Below are 21,176 nucleotides of genomic sequence, written 5' to 3' on the forward strand. Positions count from 1 at the left end.
GAGTCGGAGCGGGGCCTTCGTACGGGTCGCCCCGCCGGGCCCGAAGGGCCGGCGGGGGCGGAGCGCGCCTAGAAGTTCGAGATGAAGACCTCGCTGTTGCGCTTGACCATCGAGCCGGCCGCCGGGTCCTGCTTGCCCACGTTGGCGGGGATCAGCGGGATCATCCGGTTGTTGACCCGCAACCCCGCGGCCTGGAGCGCGCGGCCCGCGTCGTCCGGGTTCATCCCCGTCACCGGCGGCACCTGGACCAGGTCCGGACCCTTGGACAACACCACCACGATCTTCGTCCCGTACTGCACGTTGGCGTTCACGCCCGGCACGAACGACATGATCCGGCCCTGCGGCACGGTGTCCGAGAACTGCGGAGTCGGGTCCGCCTCGACGGTGACCCCGGTCGTGGGCAGGAATTTGGCCTTGGCCTCGTCCAGGCTCAGTCCGGTCAGGTCCGGCACCACGGTGTCCGGGCCCCGGCTGACCGTCAGGGCGACCACGCTGTCCCGCTGCAACTGCTCGCCGGCGGCCGGCGTGCTGCCCACCACCGTGCCCGGCGGCTTGGGACTGGCCACCTTGGTCTCGGTGCCCGGCTTGAGCGCGGCGTCGGCGAGTGCCTTCTTCGCGTCCTCCAGCTTCAGGTTCGCCAGCGCCGGCACCACGTGCCGCTCCGGGCCCTTGGACAGCTTGACCTTGACGGTCGATCCGCTCGTCACGTTCTTGCCGGGGGCCGGGTCGGTGGAGATCACCGAGCCCTTGGCGACGATCTCGTTGAACTCCCCGTCGCCGACGTACTGCACCTTGAGGCCGGCGTTCTTGATGCGCTTCTCCGCGTCGGCCTGGGTCATGTTCAACACCCCGGGCACGTCGGCGTAGCGGCCCGAGCCGTACCACCACGCGCCGCCGCCGATCGCGGCCGCCACGAGCAGCACGACCGCCAGCACGAGCATGCCCCGCGACGGCCCGCGCCGGCGCCGTCGGCCGGGCAGCGCCGGCTGGTGGGGATACCCGCCGCCGGCGGCCTGGGCCGGCACTCCCGGGGCGGCCGGCGCGTAGACCTGCTGCTCCTCGGAGTAGGGCTCCTCGTAGCCCCCGCCGTAGCGCGCCTGCTCGTCGTCCATCGAGTCGACGCTCAACCCGAGCGGCGCCAGATGCGGCGGCAGCATCACCTCGCCCGCCCGGAACACGCTGGTGGCGTTGTCGTTGATCGGCTCGGGCGGCGGCGGCAGGCGCAGCGCCGCGCCGAAGTCCAACTCCGCGTCGGGCATCGCGTGCCGGGTCCGGCGGACCAGACCGAGCAGCTCCTCGGCGTCGCTCGGCCGCTGCTCCGGGTCGCGCACGGTGGCCGTGCGCACCAGCGTGTCCAGCGTGGTGGACAGGCCCGGCACCGCGTGCGAGGGCGGCGGCACGTCGGCGTGCACGTGCTTGTAGATGACCTCGACCGCGGTCGCGCCGTGGTGCGGCTGACGGCCGGTCAGCATCTCGTAGAGCACCACGCCCGCCGCGTACACGTCGGAGCGCGGGGTGGACTCGCCGCGTTCGACCTGCTCGGGCGCGAGGTAGGCGACCGTGCCGACCAGGACCTTGCCGGTCGCCGCGGTCGCGGTCGTGGTGGTCGCGCGGGCCAGTCCGAAGTCGCCGAGCTTGATCCCGCCGTCGTCGGAGATCAGTACGTTCTCCGGCTTGACGTCGCGGTGCACGAAGCCCGCCCGGTGTGCGGCGGAGAGCGCGGCGAGCATCGGCTCCAGCACCCCGAACGCCTCGCGCGGGGTCATGTTGCCCAGGTCCTGCAGCAGTTCGCGCAGCGTGCGGCCCTCGACGTATTCCATCGCGAGGTAGGCGACGGTGCCGTCGGTGCCCTGGTCGAAGACGTTGACCACGTTGGGGTGCGACAGCCGGGCGGCGGCCTTCGCCTCCAGGATGAAGCGGCGGGTGGACTCGGGGTCCTGGGCGAGCCCGGCGTGCATCACCTTGAGGGCGACGACGCGATCGAGCCGAGTGTCGAGCGCCCGGTACACCGTGGCCATGCCACCTGCGGCAACTCGGGCATCGACCCGGTATCGACCGTCGAGCAGCCGCCCGACGAGCGGATCATTCAAGGTCGTGTCCATGTTCAGGAGTGTAGGGTCCACTGCCTCGTGGACGCCGACGGTCTTCCCCATGGTTCCCCCGTCGCCGGGCCGACGCGGCGCACGGGGCCGGTACGGCTCAGAAGGCGGGATGTTCGGGGCTCGCGTCCAGCATGCCGGCCATGGGTGACGAGGCGTGCGCGTGGTGACGCATCGGGATGCGCCCGGCGCGGTACGCGAGTCGGCCCGCCTCCACCGCGTGCCGCATCGCCTCGGCCATCAGCAGCGGCGACTGCGCCCGGGTGACCGCGGTCGCCAGCATCACCGCGTCGCAGCCCAGCTCCATCGCGAGCGCCGCGTCGGAGGCGGTGCCCAGACCCGCGTCGAGCACCACCGGGACGCCGGCCTGCTCGGTGATCAGTCGGATGTTGTGCGGATTGCGGATGCCCAGACCCGAGCCGATCGGCGAACCCAGCGGCATCACCGCCACACAGCCCACCTGTTCGAGCCGGCGTGCGAGCACCGGGTCGTCGTTGGTGTACGCGAGCACCCGGAAGCCGTCGTCGACCAGCCGCTCGGCGGCGTCCACCAGCTCGACCCCGTCCGGCAGCAACGTGCGCTCGTCGGCCACGACTTCGAGCTTGACCCAGTCGGTCTCCAGCGCCTCCCGGGCCAGCCGCGCGGTGAGCACCGCCTCGCCCGAGGTGAAGCACCCGGCGGTGTTCGGCAACACCCGGATGCCGAGGCGGCGCAGCACGTCGAGCACCGAGCCCGCCGTCCCCGGGTCCACCCGGCGCATCGCCACCGTGGTGATCTCGGTGCCGGACGCGATCAGCGCCTGCTCCAGCACCTCCAGGCTCGGCGCACCACCCGTTCCGGTGATCAATCGCGACGTGAAGGACTCCCCGCCGATCACCAGCGTGTCGTCGGCCATCGTGGTCACCCTCCCTGCACGGCGGTCAGCACCTCGACGCGGCTGCCCGCGTCGAGCACGGTCTCGGCCCACGCGCCGCGCGGCACCACGGCCTCGTCGACCGCGACCGCCACACCCTTGGCGGCGGTGGTCAGCGTGGCCACCAGGTCGGCCACGGTGGTGCCGGTCGCCACATCGCGCCGGTCGCCGTTGACGGAGACCTCGATGTTCCCGATGTCGTCGATGTCGGTCATGCCATCACCTTCCGGGCGGCGCTCGTCGTGAAACGGTCGGGCCCGAAGGGCGCGATGAGGTCGGGTGTGGTGCCGTGCGCGAGCACGTCGGCCACGGTGTCGGCGGTGATCGGGGTGAGCAGGATGCCGTGTCGGTAGTGGCCGGTGGCCACCACCAGACCGGCCAGCGCGGAGCGGCCCAGGATCGGCGCGTTGTCCGGGCTGCCCGGACGCAGCCCCGCGAGCGTCTCGACCAGCGGCAACTCGGTCACGCCGGGGACGAGTTCGTGCGCGTCGCGGAGCAGTTCGTAGACCCCGCCCGCGGTGACCTCGGTGTCGAACCCGAGGTCGTGTTCGGTGGCGCCGATCACCAGTTCGCCGTCCACGCGCGGGACCAGGTACATGCTGCCGCCCTTGACCACGCCCCGGATGTTGCGGGACAGCAGCGGGCGCAGCGCCGGCGGCACGGCCAGCCGCAGGATCTCGCCCTTGACCGGACGCACCGGGGGCACCACCTCGGGCGGCAGGCCCGGGATCCGCGCCGAGCGGCACCCGGCGGCGAGCAGCACCTGATCGGCGGTCAGCGCCCGCCCGTCGCGCAGCCGCACACCGTACGCGCGCTCGTCGGCGACCAGGACCCGCTCGACGCCCTCGCGCACGATCGTCACGCCCGCCCGCGCGCAGGCCGCGAGCAGCGCCGCGACCAGGGCGCGGTTGTCGATCTGGTGGTCGTCCTCGACGTGCAGGCCGCCGGTGATCGCCGGGGACAACATGGGTTCGAGGCGGCGGCACTCGCGGCTGGTCAGCCAATCCGAGCGCAGGCCGAGGCGTTCCTGGTAGGCGTGCAGGTCCTTGAGCACCGCCCGATCGTCCGCGTCCAGCGCGACCGCGATCGTGCCGCACGCGCGGTAACCCGAGGGCAGTCCCGCGGCGTCGGCCAGCTCGGCGGCGAACTCCGGGTAGCGCCGGGCGGATTCGATGCTCAGCCGGAGCAGGCTCTCCTCGCCGTACTGGAGTTCGGAGACGGGCGTGAGCATGCCCGCCGCGGCGTGCGAGGCGCCGGTGCCGGGGGCGGGGTCGACCACGGTGACCGCGAGGCCGTGCCGGGTGCGGGCGCGCCAGGCGATCGACAGTCCGACGACGCCCGCGCCGACGACCACGACGTCGACGCCCGGGGGGCCGGCCGTGCCGGTGTTGGACATGATGAGCAGAACTCCCTTCGCCGGTATGACCCGGATCAGGTTCGGACGGTCGGGGGCTCGCAGCCCCCCTCTCAGCCCGGTCTCACCGGGCTCCCGTGACCTCTCCACACTACGACACGTCCCGGGCGCCATCCGGGGCGCCCGAGCGGCGCCCATCGATCTCCTTGACTGAGTCAAGACCCTGCTCGTCGGCGACCCGGGCGCGCGTCATAGGCTGCCCCGCATGGACAACGTGCTCGTCGTGGGTGCCGGCATGGCCGGCCTGCAAACCGTGGTGGCGCTGCGGGAACAGGGGTACGCCGGGCGCGTCACCCTGCTCGGCGCCGAGGCGCACGCGCCGTACGACCGCCCGCCGCTGTCGAAGGAGGTCCTGGCCGGCAAGACCGACGACACCTCCTTCGAGGCGGACTGGGCCGCGCTCGACACCGAGGTGCTGTTCGGCCGCACCGCCACGGGGCTGCGCGAGGGCGCGGTGGACACCGACGCGGGACCGATCGCCTACGAGCGCCTGGTGATCGCCACCGGATCGCGCGTGCTGCACCTGCCCGGCGCCGCCGAGGTGCCCGGCGTGCATGTGCTGCGCACCATCGACGACGCCCGCGCGCTGCGCGCCGCGCTCGTGCCCGGCGCGCACGTGGTGATCGTCGGCGCGGGCTGGATCGGTGCCGAGGTGGCCACCGCCGCGGCAGCCGCCGGCTGCCCGACCACCGTGGTCGAGGCGCTGCACGCCCCGCTCGCCGGGCCCTTCCCCGACGCGATCGGCGAGCGCTTCGTGCCCTGGTACGCCGAGGCCGGCGTGGAACTGCTGCTCGGCGCGCGGGTGGATCGCCTGGAGCCGGGCGCGGTACACCTGACCGACGGCCGCCGGCTGCGCGCCGACGCGATCGTGGTCGGCATCGGTGTGCGCCCGGCCACCGACTGGCTGGCGGGATCCGCCGTCGCCCGCACCGCGCGGGGCTTCGTCGAGGTGGACGAGTACCTGGCCACCTCGATGCCCGGGGTCCACGCGGTCGGCGACTGCGTCGAGTTCCCGTCCGCCCGCTACGGCACCCGGATGCATGTCGAGCACTGGGACAACGCACTCCAGGCGCCGCGCGTGCTCGTGACCAACCTGCTCGGCGGCGAACAGGCCTACGACCCGGTCCCGTACTTCTGGTCCGACCAGTTCGGCCGCATGGTGCAGTACGTCGGCCGGCACGGCGAAGGCGACGAACTGGTGTTCCGCGACGCCGGCGAGGACGGCAAGTGGTCCGCGGGCTGGTTCGCCGGCGACCGGCTCGTGGCGCTGCTCGCGGTGGCCCGCCCGCGCGACCTCGCCCAGGGCCGCAAACTCGTGCAGCTGGCCACCCCGGTGGACCGGGAACGCTTCGCCGACCCGGAGAACCCGCTCAAGCCGACGGTCCGGTGACCGGCGCCGGCAAGCGGGACCGGCCACGGAACCTAGACTTGGCCGGATGAGCGAGATCGACCCGAAAATCGAAGCCCTCGTCCCCGCCTGGGTGACCCTCCCCGAGATCGCCGAGATCCTCGGTGTGGACATCCTCAAGGTCCGGCAGCAGCTCAAGGAGCGCAAGTTCCTCGCGGTGCGCCGCGGCGAGCACCGGGCGCTGCAGGTGCCCGCCGACTTCTTCCAGGACGGCAACATCGTCAAGGGCCTCGTCGGCACGCTGACTCTGCTCGCCGACTCGAACTTCTCCGACGAGGAGGCGCTGGAGTGGCTGTTCACCGCCGACGACACGCTGCCGGGCACGCCGGTACAGGCGCTGCAGGAGAACCGGATGACCGAGGTGCGGCGACGCGCCCAGGCGCTGGCGATCTGAGGCCGGGCCGATGACGAGCCGTCAGGAACGGTTGGCCGACGCGCGCCTGTACCTGTGCACCGACGCGCGGGAGCGGCAAGGCGACCTGCCCGCGTTCCTGGACGCGGTGCTCGGCGCGGGCGTGGACATCGTGCAGTTGCGGCAGAAGGGCCTGGAGGCCCGACCGGAGCTGGAATACCTGGAGGTGTTCCGGGACGCCTGCCGCCGACACGGGAAGCTGCTCGCGGTCAACGACCGGGCCGACGTCGCGCACACGATCGGCCCCGACGTGCTGCACCTGGGACAGGACGACCTGCCGGTCCCCGCGGCCCGGGCGATCATCGGCGGCGACGTGCTGATCGGGCGCTCCACGCACGCCGAGGCCGAGGTGGACGCGGCGCTCGTGGAGCCGGGAGTGGACTACTTCTGCACCGGACCGGTGTGGCCGACCCCGACCAAGCCGGGCCGCCCCGCGCCGGGTCTGGACCTGGTGCGGTACACCGCCGCGCTGCGCCCGACCCGGCCGTGGTTCGCGATCGGCGGCATCGACCTGACCAACCTCGACCGGGTGCTGGCCGCCGGGGCGACCCGGGTGGTGGTGGTCCGGGCGATCACCGAGGCAGCGGACCCGGCCGAGGCGACGGCCCGGTTCGTCGAACGGCTGACCTCGGGCTGACCCCGGGCCGACCGACCGCACCCGAGCAGCGGTGTACGCGGTTCGGGTGTCGTTCGGCGCGTACGGCCGCGCGATCGGCTCGGTGCGATGGGTGGGCCGGCACGATGCGGGACATGTCCGGTGCCCAGCGGCGCAATCTGATCGTCGTCACGGTGCTCGCGCTCGTCGCGGCACTCGCGTTGGTCGTCGCGCTCACGCGCGGCGGCGACGGCGGCGACGGGTCGCGTTCCGGCGGGGCGACCCGGACGCCGGCGGCGTCCACCGCGGCCGGCACGTCCGTCGGCACCGCGTCGGTGTCGCGCCGCGGCGACACCGCGTCCGCGCGCCCCACCTGGGTGCCCGCCCGGATGCTTACCGTCGCCGCCGGCGACCTGCCCGCCGAGGCCCGCGAGACGCTGGCCCTGATCGCGGCCGGTGGCCCGTTCCCGTACTCCCGCGACGGCATCGTCTTCGGCAACCGGGAGAAGCTGCTCCCCGGCAGACCCGACGGCTACTACCGCGAGTACACGGTCCGCACCCCCGGGTCCGCCGATCGCGGCGCACGGCGGATCGTCACCGGCAAGAACACCGAGCGCTTCTACAGCGACGACCACTACGCGAGCTTCGCGGCCGTCCTGCCCTGACCCGCGACGCGGTGTGCGCCGATCGGGTGGTTGGGCTCGCGGATGGCGCATTCCGGCCGAGTCGGATCGATCCGGCGGCCAGACTGCCGAGATGGACACACCCGACGTCTCCTTCCGTCCGGGGTCCGCAGAGGATGCCCGCGCCCACGACCTGCCGCACCCCGCGACACCCACGACGATGCCCGGCCGAACCCGGATCCCGAGCCCTCGGCTCGCGGTCGGCGCCCCCGGGACGCCGGCGCCGCGGCCGAGCGCGACGCCGGACAACGGGGGCGCGCTTCTGTTCCCGCTGCTCGTCCTCGCCGCCGTGATCGGCGGGATCTACCTGGTCGGCCGCAATCCGCCGCAGGCGTTGTCCGAGGACGGGGACGAGCACCCCGCACACCCGCACCGGGGACGCATCGCCGAGCCCGAACACCACCGACCCGCGACCCTCGGCACACCGTTCGCGCTCGGCCCGACACCCACGCCCGCCCGCCCCTAGACGCTGCGCACCGTGGCGGCGTCGACCAGCTCGCGCAGCACTTCGCGCGCGTCCTCGGCGATCGGCGCGCCGGCCAGGGCGGTCAGGGCCCGCGCGGTCAGATCGGTGATCATCGTCTCGACGTCGGCGAGCGCGCCGGTGTCCTCGATCACCGCGCGCAGCTCCTTGACCCCGGTGTCGCTCAGCGCCGGATCGCCGACCAGCGCGGTGAGCACCTCGCTCTGGGCGGCGTCGGCCCGCTCGCCGGCCAGCGCGAGCAGCACGGTCCGCTTGCCCTCGCGCAGGTCGTCCCCGGCGGGCTTGCCGGTCCGCTCGGGGTCGCCGAAGACACCGAGCACGTCGTCGCGCAGCTGGAAGGCCTCACCGAGGGGCAGCCCGTAGGCGGAGTAGGCGGCGAGGGCGGCCGGGTCGGCGCCGGCCAGGGCGGCCCCCACGTGCAGGGGGCGCTCGATCGTGTACTTGGCGGACTTGAACCGCATCACCCGTCGTGACCGCTCGACCGAGCCGCCGCCCATCGCCTGCTCCAGCACGTCGAGATACTGGCCCGCCATCACCTCGGTGCGCATCACGTCGAACAGCGGCTTGGCCGCGCGCAGCGCCCGGTCGTCCACCCCGCTGGCGCCGAACATCTCGTCGCACCAGGACAGGCACAGGTCGCCGAGCAGGATCGCCGCCGCCGAGCCGAACGACTCGCCCGAGCCCGTCCAGCCGCTCTCCCCGTGCAGCCCCTCGAACCGGCGGTGCACGGCCGGCTTGCCGCGCCGGGTGTCGCTGCTGTCCATCAGGTCGTCGTGGATCAGCGCGCTGGCCTGGAGCAGCTCCAGCGCGGTGGCCGCTCGCACGATGGCCTCGTCCGCCTGTCCCGGACCGGCGATCCCGCGCCACCCCCAGTAGCAAAAGCCCGGGCGCAGCCGCTTGCCGCCGTCGAGCACGAAGTCGTTCAGCGCCGCGGTGACCGGGACCATGCCCTCGCCCACGTCGGCGAGCACCCGCGCCTGTCGGTCCATGAACTCGCCCAGCGCGGCATTGATCCGCTGCCGGAGGCCGCCCCGGTCCAGGGGGTGTACGGGGAAGGATTCGGCAGCCATGGAGTCTTCCGTCGAAGGCGGGGAAACGAACAGGAAATACGGGGCAGCCTAACTTGCGCCGGGTGCGAGTTCCCTGGTCGCCCGCCACCGAGCCCGACTCGCCCGGTCGTCTCGCGGAGTGGAAGGTCTACCTCGCCGCGCGGAACGCCCGATAACCTGCCTGCATGTCTCTCGGTGCGGCAGCCACCCGAATCAGTCGAACTCCGGCCATTCGCGATCTCCTCGCGGACGGCACCCGGTCCTTCTCCTTCGAGTTCATGCCCCCACGCACGGAGGCGGGCACCCGCACCCTGTGGGAGGCCATCCGCCGCGTCGAGGCACTGGCGCCGACCTTCGTCTCGGTCACCTACGGCGCGGGCGGCTCCAGCCGGGGCCTGACCGTCGACACGACCGAGCGCATCGCCACCGAGACCACGCTCACCCCCGTGGGGCACCTCACCGCGGTCGGCCACTCGCGCGCCGAGCTGCGCAACATCATCGGGCAGTACGCCAACGCGGGCGTGCGCAACGTGCTTGCGCTGCGCGGCGACCCGCCGGGCGACCCGAAGGGCGAGTGGATCGCCCACCCCGACGGCTTCACCTACGCCGTCGAGCTGGTCGAGCTGCTGCGCGCGTCCGGCGACTTCTGCGTGGGCATCGCCGCGTTCCCGGAGATGCACCCGCGTTCGAACAACTGGGACGAGGACATCCGGCACTTCGTGGCCAAGTGCCGCGCGGGCGCCGACTACGCGATCACCCAGATGTTCTTCGACGTCGAGGACTACCTGCGCCTGCGCGACCGGGTCGCGGCGGCCGGGTGCGACATCCCGATCATCCCCGAGGTGATGCCGGTGACCAGCCCGACCACGCTGGTGCGGGCCGGCGAGCTGAGCGGCTGCTCGGTGCCGGCCGACCTGTCGGCGGCGGTCGAGGCGGCCGGCGACGACCGGGCGGCGGTGCGCACGATCGGGGTGGAATACGCCACCCGGATGTCCGAGCGGCTGCTCGCCGAGGGCGCGCCGGGCCTGCACTTCATCACCTTGAACCGGTCGACCGCGACCACCGAGATCTACCAGAACCTCGGGCTGGACGAGGGAGCGGGCGCGGCGCGGGGAGCCGGCTCGACCGAAGTCGGCTGACCCGCTTTCGTCCCGACGGCCGGTCCACCCTCTAGGGTGAGGCCACGCATCGGTGACGGAGGGATCGACCGTGCAGTTCGGCCTGGTGGTGCTCTACATCCTGTTCGTGCCGATCGGACTGTGGCTACTGACCGAGGTGTTGTGGCAACACGGTGCCCCGTTCCGCTACCGCGTGCTGGCCTTCGTCGGCTTCGTCGGCGTGGCCGCCGGCGTCGGCATCAAGAACCCGGTGGTGGTCGGCATCGGCGCGTTCTGCTTCGCGGTCGGCCAGTTCCTGACCACCCGCTATGTGCGCAAGGCGTACCACCACGGCTGGACGGTCAGCGGTCGCCGCCCGAAGGGCCGCCGGGCCAAGGCCCGCTGAACCCGGCCGGACACCGCGAGCCACGCCCTACGCGCGCCCGATCAGCTCCGCCACCAGCGCCGCCGACATGCCGACCCGGGGCAGCCCGCCACCCGGATGGGCACTCGCGCCGACCGAGAACAGACCCGGTACGGCCGACCGGTTCGGCACCCGGCGCGGCGCGCTGCGCGGCCCGTCGGCGCCCGCGCCCGGTACCGCGCCGCCCGGGGCACCGGTGGCCGCCGCCACGTCGGCCGGGGTGCGCAACTCGGACCACAGGACCCGGTCGCGCACGTCGAGGCCGCGCCGGGCCATCAGGTCGAGCAGGGTCGCGGGGTAGGCGTCCCGGACGGCGGCCGAGGCCCAGTCCACGACGCCGTGTGGCGGCACGCGCAGCTGTACCGTCCACGCGCTGTGCCCCTCGGGGGCCAGCGTCGGGTCGTCGGGGGCGAGGACGCACACCGTCGGATCGCTCGGCGGCGCGGGGCGTCGGGCGAACAGCGCGTCGGGCTCCCGGCCCGGATCGTCCGCGAACAGATAGGTGCGATGCGGCGTCCCGGGGGTGTGCCCGCGCAGCGCGAGATGCAGTTCGAGCGTCGCGGAGGCGGCCGGCACCCGCCGCGCCCCGGCGGCCCCGGGGCCGGACAGCAGCCCGGCCGCGTGCGGGTCGGTGGGCAGGTCGGTGATCACGATGTCGGCGGCCAGGTGCCCGCCGTCGGCCACGCGCACCCCGCCGACCCGGTCGCCTTCGCGTTCGATTGCGACGACCTCGGTGTCGGTGCGCACCTTCACCTTCCGCTGCAGGCAGCGCGCGTGCAGAGCCTCGGTCATCCGGTGCAGGCCGCCGCGCACCCACCACACCCCGAAGGTCTCCTCCAGGTAGGGCAGCGTGGCCAGCATCGCGGACGCCTTGCCCGGATGGCAGCCCGCCTCGGCGGCGAAGCGCTCCAGGTGGGCGCGCAGCCGGGGATCGCTCAGCGTGGCCCGGCCGAGCGAGCGCAACGAGCGCCACGGGGCGGTCACGCGCAGGTCGGCCCGCCCGCTCCCGGCACTGCGCAGCCGTTCGGCCCGCCGGGCCGGGTCGGCCAGCAGCGGCGCTTCGATGAAGCTCTTCCGGGTGACCCCCCACATCTCGCCGGCCCGGTGCAGCAGCCGCTGCCAGTCGTCGCCCGCGCCCGCCCCGAAGCCCGCCTCGAACGCGTCGTGGGTCCCGGACCGGGAGGCGTTGGGGAGGTCGACGACGGTACGCGCCCCGGTCGCGGCGGCGAACGACTCGCGGGTGGGGGAGGCGAGCGGGACCAGGTCCACCACGTCCTCGATCGCCGCGCCGGTCTTGAGGAACAGGTCGCGGTAGACGGCCGGCAGCGTGAGCAGCCCGGGGCCGGTGGTGAAGGTGAAGCCGTCGCGGACGATCGACCCGGAGGCGCCGCCGGTCGAGGACGATCGTTCGCAGATCGTCACCTCGTGCCGAAGCGTGGCCAGCCGAGCGGCCACCGCCAATCCACCGATACCTGCGCCGACGATCACAATGCGAGCCACGTCGGTAGAGCGTATATGCGGAAGCGGGGGACCAGGCCCGCCCCCCGGGCCTGGTCCCCCGCTCCATCCCGCGACCGCTCCCCACGGTCTACGGGCCCACCCCCCAGCGGGTCACGATTGGTAAGACTCGCGACCCCCGTCCAGGGTTGTACGCGCGGGGAAGATTTATTTCCCCGGATCCGCGGTGCCCCGAAAACGATGATCGACGGGAGATATGGGCGCCCGTACTCGGTGTGTTTCTGAGTATTCGTACGGATGTCGCGCCCCCGTGCCGACCGCCAGAGTTGTCGGCACGGGGAGAGCCCAGGGGGAGCCTCGGGGAGTGCCGTTCGAGGGGGACGGCGGAGGCGAGCGACGACATCGGGACCGGCGACACGGGGCGACGGAACGGATGGACGGGGACGACGGCCACGGGGGGCGGCGGGTCGTTCGGAGCGGTGGTCCGGTCGTGGGGACGGCGGACCACCGCTTTTCGCGGTGCGCGGCCCGGGTGCGCCGGCGCCGCCTTGGTTCGAGCGCGCCGGGCGGCCCGGTCAGCCGGTGATCACCGCGACCAGGCGGGTGCCCGGGGCGAACGCGCCGCGTTCGGCGAGGGCGAACAGCCCGAACAACATCTTGCCGACGTAGACCGGCTCGGGCGCAAAGCCGTGTCGGGCCGCGAAGTCGGCGAGGAAGGTGTCCAGTTCCGGGCCGTGCCGGGCGTAGCCGCCGTGGTGGAAGTCGTCCTCCACGTGCCAGTTGTCGGTCGGCGCGCCATAGGTGCGGCGCTGGAGGTCGGCCACCTCGTCGGCGAGGAAGCCGCCCCTGAGCACCGCGAAGCCGATTGCGCGCCGCCCGGCGGGCAGTCCCGCCGCGATCCCGGCCAGTGTGCCGCCGGTGCCCACTGCGACGCAGACCGTGTCGACGTCGTCGCCGAGTTCGGCGGGCAACTCCGCGCATCCGCGCACGGCGGCCTCGTTGCTGCCGCCTTCGGGCAGTACGTACGCGGGCCCGTGTGCGGCGAGCAGCCGCTCCAGCACCGGTGGCGTGTGCTTGGCCCGGTAGGTGGCGCGGTCGACGAACACCAGCCGCATGCCGCGTTCGGCCGCGAAGGCGAGCGACGGGTTGAGCGGGCGGTCGGCGAGTTCCTCGCCGCGTACCACGCCGACGGTGGCCAGGCCGAGCGCGCGGCCGGCGGCGGCGGTGGCCCTGAGGTGGTTCGAGTAGGCGCCGCCGAAGGTCAGCAGGGTGTGCTCGCCCCGCTCGCGGGCCGCCGCCAGGTTGTACTTCAGCTTGCGCCACTTGTTGCCCGGCACCTCGGGATGGATCAGGTCGTCCCGTTTGAGGCACAGGCGCAGGCCGAGGGCGCTCAGCCGGGGATCGGACAGCTCGCACAGCGGCGAGGGCAGACGTGGTCGCACCCGGGCAGGGTCGCACGTCGGCCGGCTCGGTGACGGAAGCGACGGCGGAATCGGCGGCGGCGTCGGTGGTCGGAGTCGGTGGTCGGAGTCGGTGGTGGGTCGGCTGTCGGAGTGGCCTGTCACGGTGGACGTGACGGGGATCGTTCGACGCGAACATGCTCGAACATCGATCGAACACGCCGGTTCGCCCGGTACTGCGGCAATGACGTTGACGTGGGTGGGGGAGCGAGCTTTACTGGCAAACGGGATCGAACTTTTGTTCGAGAGAAAAGTTCGACTCGAACGGCACGGGGCAAACGGATGGGCAGCCGGGGGCGCGGTGCGTGGGGAAGCGCATCGCGGCCCGGGCCTCGGCAGAGGAGGAGCCGTATGACGCGTCTGCACACCGATCCGGTGGAGGTGCTGCGCAGTGGTGGGGACCCCGCGCGGTTCCTGTGGCACGACCGGCTCTACGTGGTCCGGGAAGTGCTCGGCCACTGGGTCGAGACCGGCGAGTGGTGGCAGCAAGCGCGTTCGCGAGCCGCCGTCGTGACGACGGGGGAGCGCGAGGTGTGGCGGGTGGAGGCCGGAGCCGGCCGCAGCGCGCCACTGGGCGTCTACGACCTCAGCCTGGACGCCGGCGCCGGGACCTGGACGCTGGCTCGGACCGCCGATTGAGGAGGTGACTCCGTGAGCGCAAGCGCGAGCGCGAGTGTGCGCACGAGTGTGAACCAGTCCGCCCACATACCCGAGCCGCCGCCGATCCGACGAGCGCCGGTGCGCTGGTCGTCCGCCCCGCGCGGCGCGCTCGACCTGCTGGCCCAGGCCCGGCGCGGGCTCACGGAGGCCGCCGTCAACCCCGACGCGGCGGAGCGCTACGCCACCGCCCACCTGGCCGCGCTGCGGGTGGCCGCGGCCGTGCTCGCCGCCCGGGCACAGGCCGACGAGCAGCGCCCGGGCCGGCGCCGGCGGGCCCCGCGCAGCGCATGGGAACTGCTGCCGAAGGTGGCGCCCGAGCTGGTCGAGTGGGCCGCCTTCTTCGCGTCCGGCGCCCGCAAGCGCGCCGCCGCCGAGGCGGGCCTGCCCGGCGCGGTCACCGGCCGCGAGGCCGACGACCTGATCCGCGACGTCGAGACCTTCTTCCGCCTGGTGGTGCGCCTGCTCGCACTGCCCCCGATCCCGGCCCCGCCCCCGCCCGTCGACTGAGCGCCGTCCCTCTTACGCCCCGCCACCGAACGCCCCCACCCAAGAACCGGCACCACCCATGAACCGACCGAATCGATCGAACAGCCCCTTCGCCCACCTGCACGTCGCGTCGGGGCATTCGATGCGCTACGGCGTCTCGCACCCGAGCACCCTGATCGAGCGCGCGGTCGAACACGGCCTGGACACCCTCGCGCTGACCGACCGGGACGGGGTGTACGGCGCGGTCGCCTTCGCGCGCGGCTGCCTCGCGGCGGGCATCCGGCCGATCCTGGGTGCCGAGCTGGCGGTGTTGCCCGCCGAGCCGGATCCCGTAGCGCCGGGCCGGATCCGGCGCACCCCCGCGCGCGGCGGCGCGTTCACCGACCCCGGGCATCCTCGGGTCACCGTGCTCGCCCGGGGCAAGGCGGGCTGGGCCGCGCTGTGCCGGCTGGTCAGCGACGCGCACCGGCGCGACCGGGCCAACCCGGTGACCACCTGGGAGGCGCTGGCCGCGACCGACGGCGCCGTGGTCGTACTGGCCGGACCCGACTCCGAGGTCGGCCGGGCGCTCGCCGCCGACCGGCCCGCGCTCGCCGAACGACTGCTCGCCCGGGCCCGCGCCGCCATGCCCGACGACGCCCTGTATCTCGAACTGGTGTGCCACCTCGCGCCGCCGGGCCGGGCCGGATCCGCCGTCCACGCGGCCCGGATGCTCACCCTCGCCGACACCCACCGCGTGCCCGCCGTGCTCACCAACGCGGTGCGCTACGCCGACCGCGAGGACGCCGTGGTCGCCGACGTGCTCGACTCGGCCCGCCGACTGGTCCCGCTCGGCCCGCACCACCTGGCCCGCACCGGTTCCGAGGCATACCTCAAGCCCACCCTCGACATGGTCGCCGTCGCCGCCGAGATCACCTGCCTGGCCGGCCGGGGCACCGCCGCCGCGCTGCTCGGCGCCGGCCGCGCGCTGGCCGACGAACTGGTCCTGGACCCGGCTCGGGACCTGGGCCTGGGCAGCGTGTTCTACCCCGAGCCGGAGGTGCTGGGCGTGCCCGCGAGCCGGGCCGGCGCCGAACTGCGCGCGCGGTGCGAGGCGGGCCTGGGGCTGCGCGGCATCGCCCCCACCACCGAGGCGCTGGGTCGCCTCGACGACGAGCTGGCGCTGATCGGCCGACTCGGCCTGCCGTCCTACTTCCTGACCGTGGCCGGCGTGGTCGACCTGATCCGGGACATGGGCGTGCGCTGCGCGGCCCGCGGCTCCGGCGCGGGCAGTCTGGTCAACCACCTGCTCGGCATCTCCGGCGTCGACCCGCTCCGACACGGCCTGCTGATGGAGCGTTTCGTCTCGGACCGGCGCACCGCGCTGCCCGACATCGACGTCGACGTCGAATCCGCCCGCCGTACCGACGTCTACCGGCGGATCATGGAGGTCTTCGGCCCGGAGCGCTGCGCCTGCGTGTCGATGGCCGAGACCTACCGCGCCCGGCACGCCATCCGCGACGTCGGCGCGGCCCTTGGCCTGGCCGCCGGCGAGATCGACGAACTGGCCAAGGCGTTCCCGCACATCCGCGCCCGCGACCTCGGCCCGGCCCTGCGCGATCTGCCCGAACTGCGCAACCACCGACTCGCCCGGGACGGCGGCTTCGACGGCCTGTTCGCGCTCGCCGCCCGGCTCGACGGCCTGCCCCGACACCTCGCCCTGCACCCGTGCGGCGTACTGCTGTCCAACCTCACCCTCCTCGACCGCACCCCCGTGGAGACCTCCGCGCAGGGCTTCCCGATGAGCCAGTTCGACAAGGAGGACGTCGAACACCTGGGACTGCTCAAGCTCGACGTGCTCGGGGTGCGGATGCAGTCCGCGATGGCGCACGCGGTGGCCGAGATCGAACGGGTCGACGGCGCCGCCCCCGACCTGGACACGATCGCGCACGACGACCGGGCCACGTTCGACCTGATCCGCTCCACGCGCACCCTCGGCTGCTTCCAGATCGAATCGCCCGGACAGCGCGAGCTGATCGGCAAGTTCGCCCCGGAGACGTTCGAGGACATCATCGTGGACATCTCGCTGTTCCGGCCCGGCCCGGTCAAGAGCGACATGGTGACCCCCTTCCTGGCCGCCCGCCAGGGCTGGACCGAGCCCTACTACATCCACGAGGACTTCCGCGAGGCGCTGGCGGAGACCTGCGGCGTGGTGGTCTTCCACGAACAGGTGATCCGGATCATCCACATCGCCACCGGGTGCGACCTCGCCCGCGCCGACGTGGCCCGCCGTGCGTTGGGCAGCCACGAGCGAAAACCCGCCGTCCGGGACTGGTTGTACGAACTCGCCGCGCACCGCGGCTACAGCCGGCCGGTGATCGACAAGATCTGGGACGTCCTGGAGGCATTCGCCTCGTTCGGCTTCTGCAAGGCGCACGCCGCCGCCTTCGCGCTGCCCACCTACCAGTCCGCCTGGCTCAAGACGCACCACACCGCCGCGTTCCTGGCCGGCGTGCTCACCCACGACCCCGGGATGTACCCCAAACGGCTGATCCTGGACGACGCGCGCCAGTTCGGCGTGCCGATCCTGGGCGTCGACGTCAACCGCTCCGACGACGTCTACCGGGTCGAACCCCTCCCCGAGGGGCCGCCCGGCATCCGGATCCCGCTGGCCGAGATCAAGGGCATCGGCGCCGACGAGGTCGCCCATGTGCTGGCGCACCGCCCGTACACCTCCCTCGTCGACTTCCGGGCCCGCAGCGGCGCGTCCCGCCCGACCACCGAACGGCTGATCACCATCGGCGCGTTCGATGCCGTGCACCCGGCCCCGACCACTCGCCGCGACCTGCTCCTGCAACTCGCCGACCTGAACCGCCTCGGCCGGGCCGGCCGAGCCCGGGGCGGCCGACACCAGGAGGGCGCCGAACTCGACCTGGGCCTGGCCCCCGACATCCCGCCGGCCACCGGCCTGCCCGAGTTCACCGACGTGGAACGGGTGCGGGCCGAACTCGACGTGCTCGGCCTGGACGCCGGCCGCCACGTGCTCGACTTCCACGCGCCGTTCCTGGCCGACCTGGGCATCACCCGCGCCCGCGACCTGCTGAACCGGCGCAACCGCGCCGAACTGCTGGTCGCCGGGGTCAAAGTGGCCACCCAGACGCCGCCGATCCGATCCGGCCGCCGGGTGATCTTCCTGACCCTGGACGACGCCACCGGACCGGTCGACACCACCTTCTTCGAGGACGCCCAGGACCCGTACGCGGCCACGCTGTTCCACTCCTGGCTGCTGGTGGTGCGCGGCGTGCTGCGCCGCACCGGACCGCGCGGGGTGTCGCTGCGGGCCACCGGTTGCTGGGAGTTGGGCGCGCTGCACGACGCCTGGAGCATCGGCGGCGTCCCGGCCGTGCACGAGCTGATGGCCCAGGCGCGGCCGGCGTCCGCCGCGCCCGCCGAGCGCCGGGTCCTGGTGCACGCCAGCGGCTTCAAGGTCTCCCCGTACGCCGACCTGCGTCCCGCCGGCACCGCCGCCAAGCAGGCCCCGCGCAAGCTGTGGCACGCCAGCCCCGGGAGCGCGGGATGACCTCCGTACACGCTCTAAGGTGGAACCCGACCGGTTCCGGAGGAGGGTGTTCGTGTCCGACCAGACGCGCAGGCGCAGCTCGATGCGCACCGCCGTCGTGTGGCAGGTGCTGCGCGAGGCGTTGGACCGACGGGCCGAGGTGGCCGGGCGGGACGTCCTCGACGTGCTCGACACCGGCGGCGGCACCGGCAACCTCGCGGTGCCCATCGCCCGACTCGGACACCGGGTCACCGTCGTCGACCCCAGCCCCGACGCGCTCGCCGCGCTGGAGCGCCGGGCCGCCGAGGCCGGGGTCACCGACCTGGTCCGCGCCCTCCAGGGCGACACCCACGACCTGTTCGACGTGGTCGAGCCGGACGCCGCCGACGTGGTGTTGTGCCACGGCGTCCTGGAGGTGGTGGACGACCCCGCGGCCGACCTCGGCCGGATCGTCCGCGCGCTGCGCGCCGGCGGCACGCTCAGCCTGCTCGCGGCCAACCGCACCGGCGCGGTCCTGGCCCGCGCCCTCGCCGGGCACTTCGACCAGGCCCGCGACCTGCTCGCCGACCCCGAGGGCCGCTACGGCCCGGCCGACCCGATGCCGCGCCGGTTCACCGTCGCCGACCTCACCGCGCTGGTCGCCAAGGCCGGCCTGGAGGCGGGCCCGGTGCACGCGATCCGGGTCTTCGCCGACCTGGTCCCGGGCGTCCTGGTCGACGACCCGGGCTCGTTCGACGCCCTCCTCGACCTCGAACGCGCCGCGGCCGAACAGCCCGAGTACCGCGCCCTGGCCACCCAACTGCACCTGCTCGCGGGCAAGCCGGCGAACTAGGCCCTGTCCGGCGGATCTTGGTGGATCGGGCCGCGTCGTCCGGTGCCGTGCCTCGGCGTGCCGGAGAAGCAGCCGCATGGTGGTTCCATTCGGCTGTTTCTCCGGTGCGGCGAGGTGCGGTGCCGGGCGGCGCGGACCCGCCGAGATCCGCCGGACAGGGCCTGGGCCCGCTTCCCGCCCCGGCCGCGACGACCGGACGGGCGGTGCCGGATGAGCATCGCCCGATCCGCGCCGCCGCAGGCGATCATGCACGTCGACATGGACGCCTTCTACGCGTCCGTCGAGATCCGCCGCGACCCGACACTGCGCGACACCCCCCTGGTGGTGGCCGGCCAGGGTCCGCGCGGGGTGGTGCTCTCCGCCACCTACGACGTGCGCGCGCTGGGCGTGCACGCCGGTCAGGCCACCTCCCGGGCCCGCCGGCTCGCCCCGCACGCGCTCTTCCTCTCCCCGGAGTACGACGACTACGCCCGCGTCTCCGGCGGCGTCATGGAGGTGCTGCGCTCGATCACCCCGCGCGTGGAGCCGCTGTCCCTGGACGAGGCGTTCCTCGACCTCGCGGGCGTCACCCGCCGCCTGGGCCCGCCGGAGATCGTGGGCGAGTCGATCCGCGCCCGGATCTTCGACGAGCAGGGCATCACCTGCTCGGTCGGCATCGCGGACACCAAGTTCACCGCCAAGCTGGCCGGCGCGCTGGCCAAACCCGACGGGCTCAGCGTGATCCGCCCCGAGCAGGTGGTGGACTTCCTGCACCCGCTCCCGGTGGACCGCCTGTGGGGCGTCGGCGAGCGCACCGGCGCGTTGTTGACCGATCTGGGCCTGACCACCATCGGTGATGTCGCCCACACTTCGGTCGAGACGCTGAGCCGCGCGCTCGGCACCGCCGCGGGGCGCGGGCTGTACGAACTCGCCTGGGGTCGGGACCGCCGGCCGGTGATCCCCTGGGAACCCGAACGCAGCATCGGCGCCGAGGAGACTTTCCCCACCGACGTGGACGACCCGGTGGCGATCCGCCGCACCCTGCTCGCCCTCGCGCACCGCACCGCGACCCGGCTGCGCCGGGCGAAGACGGCCGGGCGGACCGTCACGATCAAGATCCGGTTCGCCGACTTCAGCACCATCACCCGCAGCAGGACCCTGCGCGAGGCCACCGACGTGGGCCACGAGATCTACCACGTGGCCTGCCTGCTGCACGGCGCGCTGGGCCTGGAACGGGCCCGGCTGCGTCTGGTCGGGATCCGGGTGGAGGGCTTGGTCGGCGGCGGCTCTCCGCGCCAACTGGTGCTGGGCGAACGGGATCCGGGCCGGCGCGAGGTGGAGCGCGCGGCCGACGCGGTGCGCGGCCGATTCGGCGACTCGGCGCTCACCGCCGCCACCCTGCTCGGTCCCGGGCCCCGGGCGCGGGGTCCGCGAGGGCGCTGAACCACCGCCCGCCGCCGGCCCCGGCCGCCCCACGCGCCGCCCACGCGGACCCGCCCGGCCCCATCCCTCAGCGCGAACCCGCCCGGGCCGCATATCATCGAAGCCCTGACCGGGGGACATGAGCGTGCGTCGGGCAGGGCACAAGTGTGGGAAGGGGCGGGAATCGATGTGGTGAACCCTCACGCGGTGTCGGGCGTCGAGCCCGTGCCGAGGGTGGCTTTCACGACAGCGATTACCTGCCTATCCTGAAAGGGCCGCAAGGTCGCGTCGCGGCCGACGAAGGAGGACGCCGTGCCGCTCTCAGAGCACGAGCAGCGCATGCTTGAGCAGATGGAGCGAGCGCTCTACGCCGAAGATCCCAAATTCGCGACAGCGCTCGAAGCAGCCGGCATGCGCCGGCATACCCGGCGACGCACCGTTCAGGCGATCCTCGGATTCCTGCTCGGCATCGTCCTGTTGATGACCGGCATGATGGTCCAACAGATCTGGGTCAGTGTCATCGGCTTTCTGGCGATGCTCGGTGGGGCGCTCCTCGCGGTCACCGGTTGGCGTCGGGGACCGGCGACGGCCGACGCGGGCGAAGGCGGCGGCGCGGGCCGCGGCCGTGCACCGCGGCGGCGCAACAAGGCCAAGGTGATGAACCGCATCGAGGACCGCTGGCGTCGTCGACGCGAGGAGAACGGCTGACGTTCGGCGCATACCGCACCGCGTCGACGACGCGACCGGGGAGACCCGGTCGCCA

At 73.6% G+C, this 21,176-nt stretch carries 20 protein-coding genes and 1 riboswitch; of the genes, 13 read left to right on the plus strand and 7 right to left on the minus strand.

Annotation, left to right across the window (positions count from 1 at the left end; all coding sequences use genetic code 11):
* Window positions 1-68: 68 nt before the first annotated feature.
* From pknB to thiO, 4 genes are all read right to left on the minus strand, one after another.
* Complete coding sequence (gene pknB, locus ACFXKZ_RS46950) at window positions 69-2,102, minus strand: Stk1 family PASTA domain-containing Ser/Thr kinase (protein WP_380012656.1); 2,034 nt, start codon at window positions 2,100-2,102, stop codon at window positions 69-71.
* Window positions 2,103-2,199: 97 nt separating this feature from the next.
* Window positions 2,200-2,994, minus strand: a complete 795-nt coding sequence (locus ACFXKZ_RS46955; RefSeq protein WP_380012659.1) for a thiazole synthase — start codon at window positions 2,992-2,994, stop codon at window positions 2,200-2,202.
* Between the two features lie 5 nt (window positions 2,995-2,999).
* Window positions 3,000-3,227 (minus strand): sulfur carrier protein ThiS, encoded by a 228-nt coding sequence (gene thiS, locus ACFXKZ_RS46960; RefSeq protein ID WP_380012662.1) that lies wholly within the window; start codon window positions 3,225-3,227, stop codon window positions 3,000-3,002.
* Window positions 3,224-4,408, minus strand: a complete 1,185-nt coding sequence (thiO, locus tag ACFXKZ_RS46965) for a glycine oxidase ThiO (RefSeq protein WP_380012665.1) — start codon at window positions 4,406-4,408, stop codon at window positions 3,224-3,226. Before thiO ends, thiS begins: the two co-directional genes overlap by 4 nt.
* Window positions 4,404-4,515, minus strand: a riboswitch (TPP riboswitch). Its footprint overlaps the gene before it by 5 nt.
* A gap of 116 nt (window positions 4,516-4,631) precedes the next feature.
* On the opposite strand from thiO, the gene ACFXKZ_RS46970 reads away from it, so the two are divergent.
* From ACFXKZ_RS46970 to ACFXKZ_RS46990, 5 genes are all read left to right on the plus strand, one after another.
* Entirely contained in the window at window positions 4,632-5,816 is a 1,185-nt protein-coding gene (locus ACFXKZ_RS46970) for an NAD(P)/FAD-dependent oxidoreductase (RefSeq protein ID WP_380012668.1), read from the plus strand.
* Between the two features lie 46 nt (window positions 5,817-5,862).
* On the plus strand, window positions 5,863-6,228 hold the full coding sequence (locus ACFXKZ_RS46975) for an Rv2175c family DNA-binding protein (RefSeq protein WP_380012671.1): 366 nt from the start codon (window positions 5,863-5,865) through the stop codon (window positions 6,226-6,228).
* 10 nt (window positions 6,229-6,238) lie between these two features.
* A complete protein-coding gene (gene thiE, locus ACFXKZ_RS46980; RefSeq protein WP_380012674.1) occupies window positions 6,239-6,883 on the plus strand; it encodes a thiamine phosphate synthase in 645 nt (214 codons plus the stop codon).
* Between the two features lie 113 nt (window positions 6,884-6,996).
* Entirely contained in the window at window positions 6,997-7,506 is a 510-nt protein-coding gene (locus ACFXKZ_RS46985) for a ribonuclease domain-containing protein (protein WP_380012677.1), read from the plus strand.
* Between the two features lie 91 nt (window positions 7,507-7,597).
* A complete protein-coding gene (locus tag ACFXKZ_RS46990; RefSeq protein ID WP_380012680.1) occupies window positions 7,598-7,990 on the plus strand; it encodes a hypothetical protein in 393 nt (130 codons plus the stop codon).
* On the opposite strand, the gene ACFXKZ_RS46995 is transcribed toward ACFXKZ_RS46990, so the two are convergent.
* Window positions 7,987-9,078 (minus strand): polyprenyl synthetase family protein, encoded by a 1,092-nt coding sequence (locus ACFXKZ_RS46995; protein ID WP_380012683.1) that lies wholly within the window; start codon window positions 9,076-9,078, stop codon window positions 7,987-7,989. The two genes, ACFXKZ_RS46990 and ACFXKZ_RS46995, sit on opposite strands and share 4 nt — an antisense overlap.
* A gap of 164 nt (window positions 9,079-9,242) precedes the next feature.
* On the opposite strand from ACFXKZ_RS46995, the gene metF reads away from it, so the two are divergent.
* Together metF and ACFXKZ_RS47005 are read left to right on the plus strand one after the other, a co-directional pair.
* A complete protein-coding gene (gene metF, locus ACFXKZ_RS47000) occupies window positions 9,243-10,196 on the plus strand; it encodes a methylenetetrahydrofolate reductase [NAD(P)H] (RefSeq protein ID WP_380012686.1) in 954 nt (317 codons plus the stop codon).
* Window positions 10,197-10,266: 70 nt separating this feature from the next.
* Window positions 10,267-10,560 (plus strand): hypothetical protein, encoded by a 294-nt coding sequence (locus ACFXKZ_RS47005; RefSeq protein ID WP_126638312.1) that lies wholly within the window; start codon window positions 10,267-10,269, stop codon window positions 10,558-10,560.
* A 27-nt stretch (window positions 10,561-10,587) separates the two neighbouring features.
* Here the strand turns inward: ACFXKZ_RS47005 and ACFXKZ_RS47010 are convergent, their stop codons facing one another.
* Both ACFXKZ_RS47010 and ACFXKZ_RS47015 read right to left on the minus strand, forming a co-directional pair.
* Window positions 10,588-12,078 (minus strand): phytoene desaturase family protein, encoded by a 1,491-nt coding sequence (locus ACFXKZ_RS47010; RefSeq protein WP_380012689.1) that lies wholly within the window; start codon window positions 12,076-12,078, stop codon window positions 10,588-10,590.
* A gap of 533 nt (window positions 12,079-12,611) precedes the next feature.
* Entirely contained in the window at window positions 12,612-13,478 is an 867-nt protein-coding gene (locus ACFXKZ_RS47015) for a 1-aminocyclopropane-1-carboxylate deaminase/D-cysteine desulfhydrase (RefSeq protein WP_380012692.1), read from the minus strand.
* A 369-nt stretch (window positions 13,479-13,847) separates the two neighbouring features.
* Here ACFXKZ_RS47015 and ACFXKZ_RS47020 point away from each other — a divergent pair, with 369 nt between their 5' ends.
* From ACFXKZ_RS47020 to ACFXKZ_RS47045, 6 genes are all read left to right on the plus strand, one after another.
* Window positions 13,848-14,135 carry a DUF6504 family protein gene (locus ACFXKZ_RS47020; protein ID WP_380012695.1) on the plus strand — a complete coding sequence of 96 codons (288 nt, stop codon included), beginning with the start codon at window positions 13,848-13,850 and terminating at the stop codon, window positions 14,133-14,135.
* 12 nt (window positions 14,136-14,147) lie between these two features.
* Window positions 14,148-14,663, plus strand: a complete 516-nt coding sequence (locus ACFXKZ_RS47025) for an SAV_6107 family HEPN domain-containing protein (protein WP_371863019.1) — start codon at window positions 14,148-14,150, stop codon at window positions 14,661-14,663.
* A 58-nt stretch (window positions 14,664-14,721) separates the two neighbouring features.
* Complete coding sequence (locus ACFXKZ_RS47030) at window positions 14,722-18,201, plus strand: DNA polymerase III subunit alpha (RefSeq protein ID WP_380012698.1); 3,480 nt, start codon at window positions 14,722-14,724, stop codon at window positions 18,199-18,201.
* A gap of 52 nt (window positions 18,202-18,253) precedes the next feature.
* Window positions 18,254-19,012, plus strand: coding sequence for a methyltransferase domain-containing protein (locus tag ACFXKZ_RS47035; RefSeq protein ID WP_380012701.1), 759 nt, complete (start codon window positions 18,254-18,256; stop codon window positions 19,010-19,012).
* Between the two features lie 210 nt (window positions 19,013-19,222).
* Window positions 19,223-20,434 (plus strand): DNA polymerase IV, encoded by a 1,212-nt coding sequence (gene dinB, locus ACFXKZ_RS47040; protein ID WP_380012704.1) that lies wholly within the window; start codon window positions 19,223-19,225, stop codon window positions 20,432-20,434.
* Window positions 20,435-20,725: 291 nt separating this feature from the next.
* Window positions 20,726-21,121, plus strand: coding sequence for a DUF3040 domain-containing protein (locus ACFXKZ_RS47045; protein ID WP_380012707.1), 396 nt, complete (start codon window positions 20,726-20,728; stop codon window positions 21,119-21,121).
* Window positions 21,122-21,176: the final 55 nt, after the last annotated feature.

Source organism: Embleya sp. NPDC059237 (assembly GCF_042754105.1).
Lineage (GTDB): Bacteria > Actinomycetota > Actinomycetes > Streptomycetales > Streptomycetaceae > Embleya.

Excerpts from the sequence above, each read along its gene's own strand:
- pknB (WP_380012656.1), bottom strand. The coding sequence starts at position 2,102 with ATGGACACGACCTTGAATGATCCGCTCGTCGGGCGGCTGCTCGACGGT.
- ACFXKZ_RS46955 (WP_380012659.1), bottom strand. The coding sequence starts at position 2,994 with ATGGCCGACGACACGCTGGTGATCGGCGGGGAGTCCTTCACGTCGCGA.
- thiS (WP_380012662.1), bottom strand. The coding sequence starts at position 3,227 with ATGACCGACATCGACGACATCGGGAACATCGAGGTCTCCGTCAACGGC.
- thiO (WP_380012665.1), bottom strand. The coding sequence starts at position 4,408 with ATGTCCAACACCGGCACGGCCGGCCCCCCGGGCGTCGACGTCGTGGTC.
- ACFXKZ_RS46970 (WP_380012668.1), top strand. The coding sequence starts at position 4,632 with ATGGACAACGTGCTCGTCGTGGGTGCCGGCATGGCCGGCCTGCAAACC.
- ACFXKZ_RS46975 (WP_380012671.1), top strand. The coding sequence starts at position 5,863 with ATGAGCGAGATCGACCCGAAAATCGAAGCCCTCGTCCCCGCCTGGGTG.
- thiE (WP_380012674.1), top strand. The coding sequence starts at position 6,239 with ATGACGAGCCGTCAGGAACGGTTGGCCGACGCGCGCCTGTACCTGTGC.
- ACFXKZ_RS46985 (WP_380012677.1), top strand. The coding sequence starts at position 6,997 with ATGTCCGGTGCCCAGCGGCGCAATCTGATCGTCGTCACGGTGCTCGCG.
- ACFXKZ_RS46990 (WP_380012680.1), top strand. The coding sequence starts at position 7,598 with ATGGACACACCCGACGTCTCCTTCCGTCCGGGGTCCGCAGAGGATGCC.
- ACFXKZ_RS46995 (WP_380012683.1), bottom strand. The coding sequence starts at position 9,078 with ATGGCTGCCGAATCCTTCCCCGTACACCCCCTGGACCGGGGCGGCCTC.
- metF (WP_380012686.1), top strand. The coding sequence starts at position 9,243 with ATGTCTCTCGGTGCGGCAGCCACCCGAATCAGTCGAACTCCGGCCATT.
- ACFXKZ_RS47020 (WP_380012695.1), top strand. The coding sequence starts at position 13,848 with ATGACGCGTCTGCACACCGATCCGGTGGAGGTGCTGCGCAGTGGTGGG.
- ACFXKZ_RS47030 (WP_380012698.1), top strand. The coding sequence starts at position 14,722 with ATGAACCGACCGAATCGATCGAACAGCCCCTTCGCCCACCTGCACGTC.
- dinB (WP_380012704.1), top strand. The coding sequence starts at position 19,223 with ATGAGCATCGCCCGATCCGCGCCGCCGCAGGCGATCATGCACGTCGAC.